The sequence below is a fragment of the Xylanibacter rarus genome (assembly GCF_001275135.1).
GTDB lineage: Bacteria > Bacteroidota > Bacteroidia > Bacteroidales > Bacteroidaceae > Prevotella > Prevotella rara.
Genome location: NZ_LFQU01000025.1, coordinates 1 through 17,512, shown reverse-complemented (window position 1 = coordinate 17,512; position 17,512 = coordinate 1). Strand labels below are relative to the sequence as shown.

Below are 17,512 nucleotides of genomic sequence, written 5' to 3'. Positions count from 1 at the left end.
CCGGTCATGGCGAAGCCTTTTCTTCACGATGTTCTTTCTGTGACTCTTACTCCTGCCTGATGTTCTTCACGGGGTTTTCGTTGCTCGCCATCCAGCTCTGCACAGCCACGGCAGCCAGACTTATAAGCATAACGATTGCTCCTGCCGCAACAATCCACGGCCACCATACGATGCGGTAGCTGTATTGCTCGATCCATTTCGACATGAAATGCACCACTATCGGCACGGCTATGATGAAGGCGATGCCAACGTATAGCATGAACGTGCGTATCAGTCGCAGGCGTATCTGGTTGCCGGTAGAGCCGAACACCTTGCGCACGGCAATCTCTCTTGCGCGCTGCTGTATGAAGTATGTCGACATTGCCACAAGTCCGAGCAGCGAGATTATGATGGCTATGAAGGCGAAGAGCGACACGATTTTGGTTGTGCGCAGCTCTTGCTTGAAGCGTTCCTGCACATACTTATCTACGAACGGCGAACTGGACTCGTCGATGTCTTCGTGGAACACTTCCTTATATACATCCTTTATCTTGGCATATGCCTCCACGGGGTCGCCGCTGACGAGTATTGAGATGTTCCACGGATTCTGTATGTTGTTGCACGCCTGTACGAGCAGAGGGTGCTGCTCTTCGAGAATGTTGCGTATGCGCAATTCGTTGAGCACGCCGCCGAATTCAGCATTCTTGCGGAAATACCCATACCTTATCTGTTCGTAGCGGCTGCTAAGGTGTCTGTCCGTGGGTTTCATCTGCAATGCCTTCATCGCCATGTCGTTAAGATATACAATACTGTCGCCTTTGGCGTGCAGGTCGTTTTTCAATGTAAGGCCGTATATTTTCATCATTTCGGGTGTGCCGCTGATGAACTGGAACGACCATTCGCGTTTCTCCCCGTCAAACGTTACGGTGTTGTTGTTGCCGCCGGTAGCCGGAGTTCCGCATGACGGAGCCACTGCCTTTACGAACGGCAACGAGCGCAGACGGTCTTCAAATTCGCCTGAATTCTGGCTGGAGTAGTTGTCGGGATATTCTATGCAGATAATGTTCTCGGTGTTGAAGCCCAGCGGTGCCTTTGTAAGATGCAGCATCTGCATCGACATTATCATGGCGCATGCCAGCATGGTTATGGTTATAATGTTCTGCACCGTTATGAAAACGCGCGAGAATATCATCTTGGTGTGCTTGCGGAACGTGCCGCGCACCACCTCGATGGGCTTCACCCTTGACAGTATCGTGGCCGGAAGCACACCTGAGGCGAGGCTCACCAGCAGGATGAAAGCCGCCATGATGCCGACAGTAAGCGGACTTGCAAGCAGGCTGAGGTCGAGCTTTGTGTCAAGCAGCAGGCTTGCGTATGGCGCACACGCACAGGCCAACGCCACGGCTATGAGCAGGGATATGACGCACATCACCAACGATTCGGTGAACATGTTTACGCCGACAGTACCCCTGGTGCAGCCGAACAGGCGGCGGGTGGCCATTTCGCGTGCCCTGTATCCGCTCTGTGCCACGGTCAGGTTGACGTAGTTCATTATGGAAAATAGAAGTATCGCAATGCCCACGGCGAGCAGTATCTTTACCAATGTAAGATTACCCATTTGCATAAGAAAGGCATCAAGACCTGAAAAATACAGTTTGTCGAGGCGTGTTATGATAGGGTGGTTATCTTCCCAGAATGTCTGGAAGTAGGCGTCCACGTCTTTCTGCTTTGCTGCAAAGTCGCAGCCCTCACGCACCTGCACGAACGATGCCGCACCGGTTATGTTGACCATGTGCGGAAAATTTTCGTCCATGTTGGCCATGTTGATGGTGTATGAGAAGTCGATCACGCCCTGTATGTCCTTGTCGATAAAGGTGTTGTCGAAGTCTTTAACCACGCCTGTAACGCGGAAGTGATTGTCGTTGGCTGTTGTCAGGGTGCGGCCTATTACCGCAGTGTTGCCGAACAGGCGGCGTGCGGCACTCTCTGTCAGCACGATGTTGCCCTTCTGGTCGAGACTGTTGGTGCGGTTGCCCTGCACAAAGGGAAAATCGAACATTGAGAAGAACGTCGAGTCTGCCTCGAGAACATTTAGATTGACAAAGTTGCCGTTATCTTTCAGTTTCAGACTTCCTGCTGTGAAGCCGCACGTCTGTTCTATTTCAGGATACCGTGAGCGCAGGTATCGCAGCACGGCGTGGTGGCAGTTGGCTGTTCGCCATGTGCCGTCGTCCATGTTGAGGCCTATGTTGTAAATGCGCTTTGCCTTGCTGTGCTGGCGGTCGATATAGAACTCCTGCCACGTGTACAGTCCGATGATGATGACGAATGTCAGGCTTACGGCCAGTCCGAACACGTTCACAGCCGTGTATGTCTTGTTCCTCGAAAGGAACGTGAAATAGCTTTTAAGGTTAAAGTTGCTCATATTTTATGCTGTTATTATGTTTCATTTTTCGTGCGCTTTGCAGCCTTTTTCTGTGCTGTTTGCCGCATTGGGTTTGTTGGTTTATAACCGATTGATAATCAAAAGGTTATGTGAGGCATTGCAAAAGACCGTCTTTTAGCCTCTGAAAGGTGCCTTTTTACAGCCTGAAAGACCATGTTTTGCAGTGCGAAAGGCCACCTTTTGCATTACGCCTTTGCGGCTGTTGCCTTGCGGCGCTGTTGCCAACGCGAAATATATTTACATCTGACGGTTGCCGTAATGTATCTTTTCCGATGTCAGACACGGCTCATTCTGTCGGCATGTCAGGTTTGGCGTGATTATTCGAGCACGAGTATTTCGTTGTTTTTATAGCCCTCATATCCGCTCACTATCACCTGCTCGCCCGGTTCGAGGCCCTCAAGCACCTCATAATATTGCGGATTCTGCCGCCCTATGCGTATCTTGCGCCTGTATGCCTTGCGGCCGTCCTTGTCGAGAACGAATATCCACGAGCCTCCCGTCACGCTGTAAAACGTGCCTTTGGGTATGATTATTGCCTTTTTCGACTCGCCAAGTTGCAGGTCGACATAGTAGGTCTGTCCTGTGCGTATGTTCTTCGGGCGCGAGCCGCTGAAGGTGAAGTCTATCTTGAAGCGGCCTTCGCGCACCTCCGGATACACCTTGCGCACGGTCAGGCGATATGTCTTGCCGTTCTGCTCGAACGTGGCCGACAGTCCGGCATGCACTCGGTCGATGTAGTGCTCGTCCACCTGTGCCTCCACCTTGTAGTCGCTCAGGTCGTTGATGACGCCTATTTTCTGTCCCGGCGATATGCTCTGGCCCAGTTCTACGTCCAGCAGACCAATCTCGCCGTCTATTGTAGAGCGCACGTTCAGTCTTGCCTTGCGCTCGCGCACCAGCTCCACGTTCTTGCGCATCGACGCCAGGTCTGAAGCCATCTGCTCCACCTGCGAGCGGTTAAGCTCGTTGGTCTTCTTGAGCCGCTGCCTTATCAGCTTCTCCTTCTGCACAGCCAGCTCATATTCTTCCTTGGCCTTCAGATAGTCTTCGCGCGAGTTCAGCTCCTCCTTCTGCAGCGCTGCCTGGTGGTTATATGCCCTGCGCTTTGTCTTTACGTCCATGCTCAGCTGCAGCGCCTCGTTGCTGTTGTTCAGCTGGTCCTGCTCCATCGACAGGCGCGTGCTGCGCAGCATGTTCTGCTTCTCAGCCAGTTCGCTCTCTGCGTTGAGAATCTCGAGGTCGAGGTTAGAGTTGTTGAGGCGTATTATCACGTCGCCCTTGCTCACGTGTGTGCCTTCCTCCTTCACCTTTTCGAGCACCACGCCGCCTTCTTCCGACGAAATCTGCACCACCTGTATGGGCACCACGCTGCCGTCTACGCTCACGTAGTCGTCAAACTGTGCCTTGCTTACCTTGCCTATGCTGAGGCCGCGGCGGTCTACACGCAGCGTCGACGTGAAGTTCATCGTGGCGAGCCATATCAGCAGCACTATTATAAGTGCGCCTCCGCCGGCCCACAGCCAGTATTTTTTTGGAATCCAGTATTTCTTCTGTTTCAGTTTAATGTCCATAGCGGTTCGTTGTTTATGTAGTATCTTACGAGTTTCTGTCTTATGGCGAGCAGCATTCTCAGCTGCAGCAGCGTTATGCTGCTTTCGAGATAAGTCTGCGCCGCCTCGTGTATGTCGAACGTAGAGAGCATGCCCTCCTCATATTTGCGGTAAGACAGGCGGTAGGCCAGCGAGTCGGCAGCCACCTTCTTCTCCATCTGTCTCACTTCCTTCTGGTAGCCCTCATAGTCGGTTACGGCCTGCAGGGCGGCGTCGTTCAGCTTGCGCCGCGCGTCCTGTGCGTCGAGCATGGCGAGCTGATAGTCGGCCTTGGCGCGCTTTACCGAGCTCCATGTGGAAGGAGAGAAGATGGGGATAGACAGTGTAAGGTAGACATACTCGCCCAAGTTGTTGCGAAACTGCGACCTGAACGGCAGTCTGTCCTGATGTTGAGAGAGATTTATGTAGTAGTTGGTTGATACGCCGGCACCCAGCGACAGCTGCGGCAGCAGGTCGGCACGTCTTATTTTCCATTCGAGCCTTGCCTTCTCGACGTTGGCTTCTGCCATTATTATGTCGGGCTTGCCGCTCAGTGCCATGCTGTCAACCATGAGACTTGAGGGAATCTGCGACGTAAGCGCTGCCATCGAGCAGTCGGGGCTGAGCGAGTCGGCGGCAGGATAGTTCATTGCCGTCTTTAGGGCAATAAGGGCGGTGCGTGCCAGATTCTTCTGGTGCAGCAGGTTGTAGTCGTCCTCTGCCACCTGACTCTCCATCTGCACCACGTCCGGCCGGCTCTTCTCGCCCAGTTCGTACAGTCTGCGCGTTTTTGCCAGCAGAGCCTTCGAGTCGGCAAGCTTTCTGTCGGTAATTTCTATCGACTTGATGGCATACACGGCGTCGACAAACTTCTGCATCACTTCTATGGCTTTGTCGTCTTTAGCCTTCTGCAGCGCCGTGGCAGCCGTGTTCTTGGTTATGCGGGCCTTGCGGAACGCGTTCCATGTGTGCCCCCAGTCAACCACGGGCAGCGACGCACTTATCTGATAGCCGTTGTTGAATGTAGTAACATTGTTATATGTGTTGGTCTCCGGATCGATGTTTCGTCCCCAGTTGTACTGTCCGCTCACCTGGGCCGAGACGCTTGGCAGGAAGTCGAGCAGCGAGGTGCGGTATTCCGTCAGGGCCTGTTTCTGCTCGATACGCTCGCGTCCCATTTCGGTAGCATGCTCAATGGCATAACTGACACAGCGGTCGAGCGACCATTCCTGTTGTGCGCCGGCAGCCACAGGGGCGGCAAGTGCGAGAGTAATTATGGCAATTTTCATATTCATACACCATTATCATTGCCAAAACCGTGCCAAAATACCTATGTTGCAGTATATCAGGCAGATACGGCAAATCCGCGTTTTTGTGAGTGTCCAAAAATTAGACACTGGCGTATAAAAATTAGACAACAGGCATGGTTGAGGCTGAAAAATGGCTTTATGCAGGCTGTCTTGCTGCTTTAAGCCGTGCCGCGAGCCGTATGGCTGTGCGTGTGATGGGGCATGAAGGTGGCATATAGTAATATTATTTGTGAATATCTGAAAATTTAGTGTCCAAAAACTTTACACACTCTTGCTTTTGTCGGTTATACAACCTATCTTTGCATTGAAATGAAACAGGGAACAATACTTATTGTAGACGACAACCGCAACATCCTGACCACCGTGAAGATGCTGCTCGAGAACACCTTTGAGCATATTGTCGCCATAGCCAATCCGAACAATATTCCGGCGCACCTGCGCGAGGACAAGCCCGACGTGGTGCTGCTCGACATGAACTTTCAGAGCGGAATAAACAGCGGCAACGAGGGACTTTATTGGCTCGGACAAATCAAGAAGATGCGTCCGCAGGCCAAGGTGGTGCTGTTTACGGCTTATGCTGACATCGAACTGGCCGTAAGCGGGATTAAGGCGGGCGCCACTGACTTCATCGTAAAGCCGTTTGACAACGACAAGCTGATAGCCACGCTGAAGGAGGCGTGCAGCAAGTCGGCCGGCGGCTCTGATGCCGGCAGCGGCGAGAGCGGCATGTACTGGGGCGTGGCTCCGTGCATGCAGGAACTCAGACTTATGGTAACTAAGGTGGCAGCGACCGACGCCAACATACTGATAACCGGCGAGAACGGCACGGGCAAGGAGGTGCTGACCAACGAGATTCACCGTCTGTCGCACCGTAGCGGCAAGAGTCTGATGACGATAGACATGGGAGCCGTGAGCGAGACGCTGTTTGAGAGCGAGCTGTTCGGTCATGTCAAAGGGGCATTCACCGACGCCAAGGCAGACAAGGCAGGCAAGTTTGAACTGGCTGAAGGCGGCACGCTGTTTCTCGACGAGATAGGCAACCTGAGCTACGCATTGCAGGCAAAGCTGCTGACGGCCCTGCAGCGCCGCAGCATTGTGCGCGTGGGCGGCAGTGTGCCTATACCTATCGACGTCAGACTGATATGCGCCACAAACCGCGACCTGAGCGATATGGTGACTAAGGGCGAGTTTCGCGAAGACTTGCTCTACCGCATCAACACGATACATCTGCATCTGCCCTCGCTCCGTGAGCGTAGAGAAGACATTCCGGCGCTGGCACGCCTCTTCCTCAACAGGTATGCGGCTATGTATAACAAGCCCGCAATGGAGCTTACGCCGGCTGCCGAACAGAAGATAAAGGATATGCCGTGGTATGGCAACATCCGCGAACTGCAGCACGCAATAGAGAAGGCCGTGATATTGAGCGACGGCAGGGAGATAGGCGAGCAGGACATAAGCGGCAGCGCGTCTGTTGCGGAGAAGCCTATGGAAGGCGTGCAGACAATAGGCGAGATGGAGAGCCGGCTGATAGAAAAGACTATACGCGAGTGTGACGGCAACCTGTCGCAGGTGGCGTCGAGGCTTGGCGTGTCGCGCCAGACATTGTATAACAAAATAAAGAAGTATGGACTTTGATATTGCTCTTCTGCTCCTGTTTGCCGTCGTCGCGGCCGCAGGCTGCCTTTATTTCTGGCGGCGCTACAGGTCGACCGTCAGAAAGGTAACCTTCCTTTTCAACGCTATCGACAACGGCGATTATAGCTTCCGCTTTGCCGAGGGCGACAAGGCGGCAGGCGACAGAGTGCTTAACAGGTCGCTGAACCGGGTGAAGGACATACTGATGCATGCGCGCGACGAGCAGATGGAGCGAGAGAAATACTTTGAACTTATACTTGATTCTGTCGACACGGGCATTATCGTGGTTGAGGAAGGCCGTGGGGTGGTGCTGCGCTACAATCGTGCTGCACAGAAACTTCTGCAGCGTGAGGTGATAACGCACGTCGACCAGATAAAGGAGACGATGAAAAACTTCTCGTCGCGCGAGACCAACACATTCTTGAAAGGGCGCCGTGTGAGGATTGTTGCCTTCAGCGACATCAAAGGGGAACTTGCCAATCAGGAAATCGACTCATGGGTTAAGCTAATACGTGTGCTTACTCACGAAATCATGAATACCGTAACGCCTATTGTGTCGCTCAGTGATACGCTGCTGCGCCATTCGGAAGGCGAACAGCATGAAGGACTTTCGGTAATCAACCGCACAGGCAAGGAACTGGTCAAGTTTGTTGAGAACTACCGCCGATTTACCCATGTTCCTGCGCCGCAGCCTACGCTCTTTTACGTTAAGCCGTTTCTTGAGCGGATGGCGAGTCTTGCCAGACAGTATCTTAAAGACGGATGCACTGTTGAGGCCGACGTGCTTCCGGGCGATCTTATTGTATATGCCGATGAGGGACTTATAAGTAGGGTGGTGTCTAATCTGCTGAAAAATGCCGCCGATGCAGTATCTGCCGGTGGGCATATATGGATGAAGGCTTACACCGGCGAGAACGACACCGTGGTGATAGACGTAATAGATGACGGCCCGATGATACCCGACGATGTGGCCTCTCACATATTTGTGCCTTTCTTTACGACAAAGAAAGAAGGCAGTGGCATAGGCCTTTCTATATCCAGACAGATTATGCGTGTGAGCAACGGCTTTATCTCTCTTGTTACCGACAGGGCTAACCGACTGACTATTTTCAGGCTTATCTTCAACTAATTTCTGTTTTGTACCTGTGTGACTAGTTTAACAAGGCAACTCATTACGCTGTATGTGTCTATCATTCAGTTTATTAAAGGCAAATGTGACGAGTGATGAGTTTATTCAGAAACTTTTATTGCCTATACTTATAGGCAGGATTCCTGATTTATTCTCCATGTCTTCGTGTATATGTAACAAGGCATAAAAAAAGCTGCCCCAAAATGTTTGAGACAGCTTTTTGTTTATTGTTTTGCTTTAAGGATTATTCAGCACGGAGTGTGAAACGCTTGAAAGCAACAACTGTGAGCTCCTTATCGGCAGCCTGCAGATACTGAGCAACAGTCTGCTTGCTGTCCTGGATGAACTCCTGGTTGAGCAGGCAAGAATCCTTGTAGAACTTAGCCATACGGCCCTTAGCGATGTTCTGAACCATCTGCTCGGGCATGTTGGCAGCCTTCTGCTCAGCTGTTTCTTTCTTTATCTTGCGTATCTCTTCAGCCTGAGCCTCAGTGATGTTGCCTTTAGCAATACCCTCAGCGATGTGCTCCTCGTTCTCAGCGATGTAGAGATTGAAGCCAGCCTTCTTCAGGGCAGCCTCTACAGCCTTGTTGATCTGCTCCTCTTTTGTCTTCTCGATAGCAACAGTCAGCTCAGTGTCTTTAACTTCCTGAGGAACGCTTGCCTCGTCGAGAGCAACAGGGTTCATAGCTGCTACCTGCATAGCAACAGCGTGAGCCTGCTCTTCAGCCGGCTTGTTAGTCTGAACCATTGTGCAGAGCAAGTGCTTGTTCATGTGGTCATAAACAGACACGTTGTCGCCTTCGAGATAGAGATATCCGTCAAGTTCAGTCTTCTCGCCTGTGATACCAGAGCGTGCGATAACCTCGTCCTGAACAGTGCTTCCGTTCAGAGGCAGAGCCTTAACTTCGTCAAGAGTCTTAGCCTTGGCAGCAACGGCAGCATCAAGGATGCTCTGTGTCAGAGCGATGAAGTCTTTACCGTTAGCAACGAAGTCGGTCTCGCACTTCAGGGCTATCATGGCAGAGAAACCATTGTCAGCCTTAACGAGTACACAGCCGTTAGATGTCTCGCGGTCGCTACGTTTAGCAGCGATAGCCTGACCCTTCTCACGGATGATTTGTACTGCCTTGTCAAAGTCGCCTTCAGCGTCTGTGAGGGCTTTTTTGCAATCTGCAAGACCGGCACCGGTCATCTTGCGGATTTTCTGTATATCAGCTATTGATACAGCCATAATTCGTATTTTCTATTTTAAGTTAGTTAAAATCAGATATTAAGCCTCAGCGGGAGCCTCTTCAGCTGTTTCTTCAGCCTTAGCAGCCTCTTCCTCTTTAGCAGGAGCATCCTTGCGAGCCTTGCGTGCGCGCTTCGGTTTGTCCTCTATAGCGTTAGCCTCAGCCTGCTCTTTTGCAGCTTTCTCGTCAGCCTTCTCTACCTTGCGCTCCTCAAGACCCTCTGCGATAGCAGCGCAGCAAGCGTTCAGGATAACCTCAACGCTGTCTTTTGCGTCGTCGTTAGCAGGAATCATGAAGTCAACATCCTTAGGATCAGAGTTGGTGTCAACGATTGCAAATACAGGAATACCCAGGCGGTTAGCCTCTTTAACTGCGATAGCCTCTTTCATAACGTCGATAACGAACAGAGCTGAAGGCAGACGAGTCAGGTCAGCAATAGAGCCGAGGTTCTTCTCGAGCTTAGCGCGCTGACGTGTGATCTGCAGAATCTCACGCTTAGAGAGATTTGAGTAAGTTCCGTCGTTCATCAGTTTGTCGATGTTGGCCATCTTCTTAACAGCCTTGCGGATTGTCGGGAAGTTGGTGAGCATACCGCCCGGCCAGCGCTCGATAACGTAAGGCATGTTTACAGACGCAGCCTTCTCAGCTACAACGTCCTTTGTCTGTTTTTTAGTAGCAACGAACAGGATTTTCTTTCCTGACTTGGCAATCTGCTTCAGTGCGTCTGCAGCCTCGTCAATCTTGGCTACAGTCTTGTGAAGGTCGATGATGTGGATGCCGTTGCGCTCCATGAAGATATAAGGAGCCATTGCGGGGTTCCACTTACGTTTCAGGTGGCCAAAGTGGCAGCCAGCCTGCAATAACATATCAAAATTTGTTCTTGACATTTTCTTTTCTTTTTAATTGTTTTGTTTACTTTCTTTTTAGTTTTGTTAGAACCAACCGACAGGTAACCGCTCTGCGGCATTAGCACCGCGGCATGGCCATGAGCGCTTTCCGATTATCGCCGTTGCGGCGGGTCTTATCGGTTTAGATGCTAAACAATGTTCAGTCGGCAGACTTGGGGCTTCGCCGTACACAAGGTAAATAAAGCCTTGTGACGACGCTTCCACAGGCATGCCTTTATCTTTAGGAACAGTTTCCGCCAGATATTAACGCTTACTGAACTGGAAGCGACGGCGAGCCTTCGGACGACCCGGTTTCTTACGCTCAACGGCACGTGCGTCACGAGTAAGGAATCCGTGATCTTTCAGATTCTTCTTGTCTTCCTCGTTGATCTTAACGAGTGCGCGTGCAATGGCGAGGCGCAGAGCCTGGCTCTGACCTGTGAAACCACCACCATCGAGGTTCACCTTTATATCATATTTCTCAGCTACGTCAAGGAGCTGCAGAGGCTGCTTAACAACATACTGCAGAATAGCTGATGGGAAATATTCTGTAATGTCTTTCTTGTTTATTGTAATTTTGCCTGTACCTTCGCTTACGTAAACACGTGCCACGGCACTTTTACGGCGACCTATTGCATTAACTACTTCCATTATTGCTTAATTATTTATACTGGTTAATATCAATTGCTTTTGGCTGCTGAGCCTGCATATCGTGCTCTGTGCCATCGAATATATAAAGATTGTTCAAGATATGACGTCCGAGACGGCCTTTGGGCAGCATGCCTTTAACTGCGTGACGGATGATCTTGTCTGCACCGTCCTTGCGCTTGCGCAGCTCGGCAGGAGTGTTGAAACGCTGTCCGCCAGGATAACCAGTATAACGGGTGTACACCTTGTCGGTTTCTTTCTTGCCAGTGAATACCACCTTAGCGGCATTGATGATGATAACATTGTCACCACAGTCTACGTGAGGAGTGAAGTTAGGTTTGTACTTTCCACGCAGAATCTTGGCAACCTTAGAGCAAAGACGGCCAACTACCTGGTCTGTGGCGTCGATAACAACCCACTCTTTCTTTGCTGTTTCCTTATTTGCGGAAATAGTTTTGTAACTTAAAGTGTTCATTTTTAATTTTAAAATTACTACTAAAAAACGTTTTTAAATTCATTATTGCTTGAACGGCGATTCACTAACCGTCGCACTCGGCCAAAAGTACGACTATTAACACTCCGTTCCGGGGTTCTAAGAGTTATCCCCTTAATAATCGGACTGCAAAGGTACATATTTTTATTATAACTCGTTCGCAGGGAAGGGCGTTGAACGTGTTGTATTATATTTAATTAACTTAGTTTAACTACCGATGGGCGTCGTATAGCGTAAAACCTGATGCCTTTTCAGCAGAATAAATGCGGTTCGGCCAAGCAAAAAGTAAAAAACTATGTTTTTTATTTTGCTTTGCTCTCACCTTTCATTATCTTTTCATAAGATAAGATGCGGCTCGGCTAAGCAAAAAGTAAAAAACTGTGTTTTTATTTTGCTTTGCTCTCACCTTTCATTATCTTTGCCGACAGAAAGATAATCAGATTGTGGCGGCAGAATGTGCAGCTTTGGGCTTAGGCGTTGTTTACATGCTGAATATGTAAGCGGCCCTGATGGTGCTGCGGCACTTTAAGCTTCTGCCGGATATCCAAATTTTTAAGACTATTTGTTATGCAGGCAATAATCCTTGCGGCCGGACTTGGGCGCAGACTTGGCGAATACACCAAGAACAACACTAAATGTATGGTAGAGGTCAACGGCGTGAAACTGATTGACCGTATGCTCGGACAGCTTGCGCGTCTTGACTTGCGGCGCGTGGTTATCGTTGTGGGATATAAGGGCAGTGAACTAAAGGCCCATATAGGCAACAGGTACGACGGCAGGCTCAACATAGAGTATGTGGAGAATCCTATATATAACAAGACAAACAATATTTATTCGCTTTCGCTGGCCAAGGAGCAGCTGCAGCAGGACGATACGCTGCTTATAGAGTCCGACCTTATTTTCTCCGACCGCATGCTGCCCATGATATTGAACGATCCGCATCCCAACCTTGCACTTGTGGCTAAATATGAGTCGTGGATGGACGGAACGATGGTAAGGATAGACAAGGAGCGCAATATCGTGAACTTTGTCCCGAAGAAGGCTTTCAGGTTTGAGGATGTCGATGATTACTATAAAACGGTAAACATCTATAAGTTCAGCCGTGAGTTTTCGTGCCGTCAGTATGTTCCTTTCCTCGATGCTTACTGCAAGGCCTTGGGCAACAACGAATATTATGAGCAGGTGCTGCGCGTGATAACGCTGCTCGACAATTCTAACCTTAAGGCGCTTCCTGTTGGAAACGAGAAATGGTATGAGATTGACGACGTGCAGGACCTTGACATTGCCGAGACGCTCTTTGCCGAGGACGAGGAGATGATGCGCCGCTATAACTACCGCTACGGCGGTCATTGGCGCTTCCCGAAGATGCTCGACTTCTGCTATCTTGTCAACCCTTACTTCCCGCCCGAGCAGCTAACTGAGGAGATGAAGGCCAACTTTGACACGCTCATGCGCGAATATCCGTCGGGCATGTATGTCAACTCGCTGCTGGCCGGCAAGTATTTCGGCATCAGGCAGCAGTTTGTCGTCGTGGGCAACGGTGCGGCAGAGCTTATCAAGAGCCTCATGGAGCAGTCGGCAGGACTTACGGGCGTGGTGTTCCCTACGTTTGAGGAATATCCCCACCGCCTCAGTAAGGACGACATCGTGGCGTTTTATCCCGACAACAATGACCTGTCTTATACCGCCGACGACCTTATGCGTTTCTTCGAAGGCAGCGGCATAAAGAGTCTTCTGCTTATCAATCCCGACAATCCTTCAGGCAACTTCATTCCGGCAGACGATGTCCTGCGCCTTAGCCGCTGGTGCGCCGGGCAGGGCATAAGGCTCGTTGTTGACGAGTCGTTTGTCGACTTCAGCGATGACTTTGAGCATAACACGCTGCTGCGCAACTCAACGCTCGAGGACAATCCCCGCCTTGTTGTCATCAAGAGCATCTCCAAGTCATACGGTGTGCCGGGTCTTCGCCTTGGCATAATGGCGTCTGCCGACGAGCAGCTTATCAGCCGTGTGAAGAAGGATGTAAGCATCTGGAACATCAATTCGTTTGCCGAGTTCTACATGCAGATATTCAACAAATATCAGGCCGACTACACCCAAGCCTGCCATAAGTTTATTAGCGAACGGGCACGTTTCATGAAGCGCTTGCAGACAGTGTCTTACATGCGTGTGCTGCCGTCGCAGGCCAACTATTTCTGCTGTGAGGTGCTTGGCAAGTTCACGTCGCACGAACTGGCAAAGAAGCTTCTGGCGCAGTTTAATATAATGATAAAAGACTGCAACACTAAAACCTTCCTTGAGGGCAAGAACTTTGTCAGGATATCAGTGAGAGACACGGCCGACAACGACAGGCTTGTGGATGCACTGCTGGCTTTAGACAAACAATAACACAACAATACGCACGACATGAAAATATGTATCTGCGGAGGTGGAAACCTCGGACATGTAACTGCCGGATTTATTGCCGCAGCCGGCACAGATGAAGTGAGAATACTTACGCGCCGCCCGGCTCAGTGGGGCGAAACCTTGCTTGTCGACACTCCTGACCGTGGCACGCTCGAGGGCCGTCTGGCCTGCGTGTCGGCCGATGCCGCCGAGGTGGTGCCCGGTGCCGACATCGTTCTGCTCTGCCTTCCCGGCTTTTCGATAGAGTCTACGCTCAGCGAAATATGTCCGCATCTCTCTGCCTCCACGGTTGTGGGCAGCATCGTGTCGAGCACGGGCTTTTATTTCCATGCCAGGCGCCTGCTGCCTTCCGGCACACCTCTTTTCGGCTTTCAGCGCGTGCCCTTCATAGCCCGCACCTCGGAGTATGGCCACAGGGCGTCGCTCCTTGGGTATAAAAAGTCGCTGAGCATGGGCACGGACAACGTGGAGCATCCCGAACAGCTGCGTAGCGACATAGAGCGCCTCATGGCCACTCCTGTAACTCTTCTTGACAATATGTATGAGGTGAGTCTCACCAACAGCAATCCGCTGCTCCATCCCTCGCGCCTTTACAGCATGTGGAAAGACTGGAAGCCGGGTGATGTCTACAGCCGCAACAGCATGTTCTATGAGGAATGGACCGAAGAGGCGGCAGCCATTTATATCGCCATGGACAACGAGCTTAGCCTGCTGCTCCGTGTGCTTCCCGTTTCGTCCGGATGCATTCCCGGCGTGCTCGAATATTACGAGAGCACCGACGCCGCCTCTCTTGCGGCAAAGCTGCGCTCCATAGAAGCCTTCAAGGGCATACCGTCGCCAATGAAGAAGGTCGACGGGGGCTATGTTCCCGATTTCTCGAGCAGATATTTCACCGAGGACTTTCCCTACGGACTTGCCATAATACGCAATCTGGCAAAAGAAAAACATATACCTTGTCCGGTTATTGACAAGGTTTACGAGTGGGGAATGAGCAAGATTTTATGACCAGGTGTCAGTTGCAACAATACAAGAAAAGCCGGACAATGACCATTGCCCGGCTTTTCTTTTCTCTTATGTCTAAATCGTTTTTTCTTTTTCTTGATGCTATTCGCCGTCTTTCGGCTCGTTGCCGTCGGTCCAGTAAGCCTCGAAGCTGTGGGTTACGCGCTGGTCCACGGGCGGCAGCTTCATATAGTCGCCGTAGGTGCGGCTCAGATAGTCTTTATATCCTGCCATGGTCTTATACATTTTTCCCTCAAACTCAATGTCAACGTCGCCCTCTATGTCCTTTGCCGGCATGCATCCCTTTACCGACGGGCCGGCTTCGGTCATGTTGGCAACGGTGTTTGTAGGCTCCCGTCTTACCACCATGCGCTCAATCATGCCGTTTAGCATGCCCACGGTTACGGGCAGCATCTTGTAGCAATAGTAGGCCAGTGCCGACTTCAGATAGTTTCTCTTTGAAATTTTGCATCGCCTTATCTTATACAGCAGCCGCTTGCGCTTGAATATGCGCTGCCTTTCGGCCTCGTTGTCGCTGACGTAGTCTACTGGGAATATGTCTACGTAAACGCCAATCTGGTATCCTTCTGTTTCTGTCTCGACGAGCAGCGTGCGTGTGTCTACCACCTTCGCGAATGTGTAGAAGTAGTTTTTCTCCTTCTTCGGGTCGAGCACGCGGTAGCGTCCGCCTGCGTCAGTATAGAGTTTCACAAATCTGTCGTAGTCTTTTCTCGGCATATACAGGTCGAGGTCGTCGTCCCATGGTATGTATCCCTTGTGGCGCACGGCTCCTATAAGAGTGCCGCACGACAGAAAATACATTATTCCGTTGGCAGCGCAGAATCTGTGTATGTCGTCGAGTATGCCCGTCTGCACCTTGCGCAGTTCGGCTATGTCGGTAATTCGTTTCATATCTTTTCCGCGTAAATCAGTTTGATGCAAAGGTAATGCTTTTTTATGTTTTTGCCGCATGACTTTGTAAAAAGTAGCTAAACATGGGCCGTCCTGCCGGGCGTTATGTGCCTGTTGGTGCAGGCGTTGAGGCCTGCATGGCGTCATCAGGTCAGCCGTACACCTTCTCGTAGCTTGTCTGCATCTGCCTTACGCCAAATTTTGCGGCGGCAAAGTCGCGGGCGATGCATCCTAAGCGGCTCTTGTCTTCCTTTGCCACAATGTCGTTGAATATGTGCATATAGGCGTCGATGCTGTTGCCGCTCACCTTCAGCGGCCAGTCGTCGGGCAGGGTGTCGCGCAGTCCGGGACAGCTGTTGGCTATCACGGGCAGTGCCTCCATGCTTGCCTCGAGCGACATTATGCTCAGACCTTCAAACACCGACGGCATGAGCAGATAGTCGAACGATGACAGATATGCCGGCAGTCCGTGTATAGGGCCGCGCAGGCTCACGTTGGGCAGTCCGCCGAGCTTGCTTTGTACAAAGGCGTGCATGCTGCCGTCGCCCACCACGTGGAAGAAGAAACGGCCGTCGCCGCTCAGTCTGCTGATAATCTCCACGAGCACGTCGATGCCTTTCTGTGGTTCGAGCCGTCCGGCAAACAGAATGTTCTTCTTGCCTTCAACAATTCCGTCAAACGGTTTCTGCGTCGACGGAGCCACACCATTATATATAATAGGTGCAGTTTGGTGATATTCTGCCGTGTAGTTGTCGCGCACGGCTACGGATATGGCTATGTTTGAGTTGTTGCGTATAAAGAATTTCTCCACCTTCATCCCGGTCTTCTTCAGTCCTGTCCACAGCTGCGTGTTGTGTATTGTGCGCACCACCTTGCAGCCTCTGAGCAGCGTCGGGAACATCTTGAAGAACGAATATATGGCAAGGTCGGGCATCTCGGTGTGGCTGTGTATCACGGCAGGGCGGTATCTCAGAAACAGAAAGATAAACCACAGCGGAAAGGTAACTGCGGCGAGACGCTCAAACAGATAATGAAAATGCACCTCTGGCACCAGCCCCCGATGATATTTTATCCCCGCGTCCTCGAGTTCCTTTATAAACACTTTGGTGAACGCCGAGTGTGCGCGTATCAGTTCCACCACGTGATATTCAAAGCCTTCAGTCTGCGACTTGGCAATGTTCACGGCCACTCTCTCGGCTCCGCCTACATCGAAATGCGACACTATATGAAAAACTCGTTTCTTCTTATTCTGCATATCTGTTTATGGCAAAGTTGTTATATCTGCAAAAATACGAAGAATAATTGAGAATGGAGAATTGAGAATGGAGAAATGAAGTTCGGCGCCAACCAATTATGATTTGAGGATTTACATTATAGCTTGTCCGACGGATATGTAGCAACAAGACTATTGTTCCGGCTGATTTGCAATTGTCGTGCAAGTGAGAGCAGAAGCAAATTATATTTGGTTATGCCGAGCCCTACAAGCGGCATATACCAACAAGACTATTGTTCCGACGGATATGTAGCAACAAAGCTAATGTGCCGGCTGATTTGCAATCTGCCGGAATTAAGTATAAGGATTTTTTCAATCCGCTTGCTTCCTATTTATGATTTATAGGTATGAATTTCGGATCACAGATCCTTATATTTTTTGCTGTCGGATAGCATATCCGCCAGAACATTAGCCTTGTTGCTTCTCTACAATTCTTATATTCGATGTTGTCCCTACAAGCGGCATATACCAACAAGACTAATGTGCCGGCTGATTTGTAATCTGCCGGAACTGAACTATAAGGATTTTTCAATCCGCTTGCTTCCTATTTTTTACTAATAGGTATGAA

13 protein-coding genes are annotated in these 17,512 nt (G+C 50.7%); 4 read left to right on the top strand and 9 right to left on the bottom strand.

The window, feature by feature from the left end:
- Window positions 1-46: 46 nt before the first annotated feature.
- From ACU52_RS11555 to ACU52_RS11545, 3 genes are all read right to left on the bottom strand, one after another.
- Window positions 47-2,404, bottom strand: a complete 2,358-nt coding sequence (locus ACU52_RS11555; protein ID WP_053398881.1) for an ABC transporter permease — start codon at window positions 2,402-2,404, stop codon at window positions 47-49.
- Between the two features lie 338 nt (window positions 2,405-2,742).
- Window positions 2,743-3,996, bottom strand: a complete 1,254-nt coding sequence (locus tag ACU52_RS11550) for an efflux RND transporter periplasmic adaptor subunit (protein ID WP_053398880.1) — start codon at window positions 3,994-3,996, stop codon at window positions 2,743-2,745.
- Window positions 3,981-5,303: a TolC family protein gene (locus ACU52_RS11545; protein ID WP_239684920.1), complete on the bottom strand. Its 1,323-nt coding sequence runs from the start codon at window positions 5,301-5,303 to the stop codon at window positions 3,981-3,983. Before ACU52_RS11545 ends, ACU52_RS11550 begins: the two co-directional genes overlap by 16 nt.
- Before the next feature lie 330 nt (window positions 5,304-5,633).
- Between ACU52_RS11545 and ACU52_RS11540 the strand changes: the two genes are divergently transcribed.
- The gene (locus ACU52_RS11540) at window positions 5,634-6,959 is read left to right on the top strand and encodes a sigma-54-dependent transcriptional regulator (RefSeq protein ID WP_021855736.1); all 1,326 of its coding nucleotides are present in this window, start codon (window positions 5,634-5,636) and stop codon (window positions 6,957-6,959) included.
- On the top strand, window positions 6,949-8,088 hold the full coding sequence (locus tag ACU52_RS11535) for a sensor histidine kinase (protein ID WP_053398878.1): 1,140 nt from the start codon (window positions 6,949-6,951) through the stop codon (window positions 8,086-8,088). Before ACU52_RS11540 ends, ACU52_RS11535 begins: the two co-directional genes overlap by 11 nt.
- Before the next feature lie 244 nt (window positions 8,089-8,332).
- On the opposite strand, the gene tsf is transcribed toward ACU52_RS11535, so the two are convergent.
- The 4 genes from tsf to rplM form a co-directional block, all read right to left on the bottom strand.
- Complete coding sequence (gene tsf / locus ACU52_RS11530) at window positions 8,333-9,322, bottom strand: translation elongation factor Ts (RefSeq protein WP_021855734.1); 990 nt, start codon at window positions 9,320-9,322, stop codon at window positions 8,333-8,335.
- A gap of 39 nt (window positions 9,323-9,361) precedes the next feature.
- Entirely contained in the window at window positions 9,362-10,210 is an 849-nt protein-coding gene (gene rpsB / locus ACU52_RS11525; protein ID WP_021855733.1) for a 30S ribosomal protein S2, read from the bottom strand.
- 264 nt (window positions 10,211-10,474) lie between these two features.
- Window positions 10,475-10,861, bottom strand: coding sequence for a 30S ribosomal protein S9 (rpsI, locus tag ACU52_RS11520; protein ID WP_021855732.1), 387 nt, complete (start codon window positions 10,859-10,861; stop codon window positions 10,475-10,477).
- 10 nt (window positions 10,862-10,871) lie between these two features.
- On the bottom strand, window positions 10,872-11,333 hold the full coding sequence (gene rplM, locus ACU52_RS11515; RefSeq protein ID WP_021855731.1) for a 50S ribosomal protein L13: 462 nt from the start codon (window positions 11,331-11,333) through the stop codon (window positions 10,872-10,874).
- A 585-nt stretch (window positions 11,334-11,918) separates the two neighbouring features.
- Between rplM and ACU52_RS11510 the strand changes: the two genes are divergently transcribed.
- Together ACU52_RS11510 and ACU52_RS11505 are read left to right on the top strand one after the other, a co-directional pair.
- The gene (locus tag ACU52_RS11510) at window positions 11,919-13,739 is read left to right on the top strand and encodes an aminotransferase class I/II-fold pyridoxal phosphate-dependent enzyme (RefSeq protein ID WP_053398877.1); all 1,821 of its coding nucleotides are present in this window, start codon (window positions 11,919-11,921) and stop codon (window positions 13,737-13,739) included.
- A gap of 18 nt (window positions 13,740-13,757) precedes the next feature.
- On the top strand, window positions 13,758-14,762 hold the full coding sequence (locus ACU52_RS11505) for an NAD/NADP octopine/nopaline dehydrogenase family protein (RefSeq protein WP_053398876.1): 1,005 nt from the start codon (window positions 13,758-13,760) through the stop codon (window positions 14,760-14,762).
- Between the two features lie 99 nt (window positions 14,763-14,861).
- Here the strand turns inward: ACU52_RS11505 and ACU52_RS11500 are convergent, their stop codons facing one another.
- Both ACU52_RS11500 and ACU52_RS11495 read right to left on the bottom strand, forming a co-directional pair.
- Window positions 14,862-15,671 (bottom strand): LicD family protein, encoded by an 810-nt coding sequence (locus ACU52_RS11500; RefSeq protein WP_053398875.1) that lies wholly within the window; start codon window positions 15,669-15,671, stop codon window positions 14,862-14,864.
- 151 nt (window positions 15,672-15,822) lie between these two features.
- On the bottom strand, window positions 15,823-16,926 hold the full coding sequence (locus tag ACU52_RS11495; RefSeq protein ID WP_053398874.1) for a glycosyltransferase: 1,104 nt from the start codon (window positions 16,924-16,926) through the stop codon (window positions 15,823-15,825).
- Between the last annotated feature and the right edge of the window lie 586 nt (window positions 16,927-17,512).

Excerpts from the sequence above, each read along its gene's own strand:
- ACU52_RS11555 (WP_053398881.1), bottom strand. The coding sequence starts at position 2,404 with ATGAGCAACTTTAACCTTAAAAGCTATTTCACGTTCCTTTCGAGGAAC.
- ACU52_RS11550 (WP_053398880.1), bottom strand. The coding sequence starts at position 3,996 with ATGGACATTAAACTGAAACAGAAGAAATACTGGATTCCAAAAAAATAC.
- ACU52_RS11545 (WP_239684920.1), bottom strand. The coding sequence starts at position 5,303 with ATGAAAATTGCCATAATTACTCTCGCACTTGCCGCCCCTGTGGCTGCC.
- ACU52_RS11540 (WP_021855736.1), top strand. The coding sequence starts at position 5,634 with ATGAAACAGGGAACAATACTTATTGTAGACGACAACCGCAACATCCTG.
- ACU52_RS11535 (WP_053398878.1), top strand. The coding sequence starts at position 6,949 with ATGGACTTTGATATTGCTCTTCTGCTCCTGTTTGCCGTCGTCGCGGCC.
- tsf (WP_021855734.1), bottom strand. The coding sequence starts at position 9,322 with ATGGCTGTATCAATAGCTGATATACAGAAAATCCGCAAGATGACCGGT.
- rpsB (WP_021855733.1), bottom strand. The coding sequence starts at position 10,210 with ATGTCAAGAACAAATTTTGATATGTTATTGCAGGCTGGCTGCCACTTT.
- rpsI (WP_021855732.1), bottom strand. The coding sequence starts at position 10,861 with ATGGAAGTAGTTAATGCAATAGGTCGCCGTAAAAGTGCCGTGGCACGT.
- rplM (WP_021855731.1), bottom strand. The coding sequence starts at position 11,333 with ATGAACACTTTAAGTTACAAAACTATTTCCGCAAATAAGGAAACAGCA.
- ACU52_RS11510 (WP_053398877.1), top strand. The coding sequence starts at position 11,919 with ATGCAGGCAATAATCCTTGCGGCCGGACTTGGGCGCAGACTTGGCGAA.
- ACU52_RS11505 (WP_053398876.1), top strand. The coding sequence starts at position 13,758 with ATGAAAATATGTATCTGCGGAGGTGGAAACCTCGGACATGTAACTGCC.
- ACU52_RS11500 (WP_053398875.1), bottom strand. The coding sequence starts at position 15,671 with ATGAAACGAATTACCGACATAGCCGAACTGCGCAAGGTGCAGACGGGC.
- ACU52_RS11495 (WP_053398874.1), bottom strand. The coding sequence starts at position 16,926 with ATGCAGAATAAGAAGAAACGAGTTTTTCATATAGTGTCGCATTTCGAT.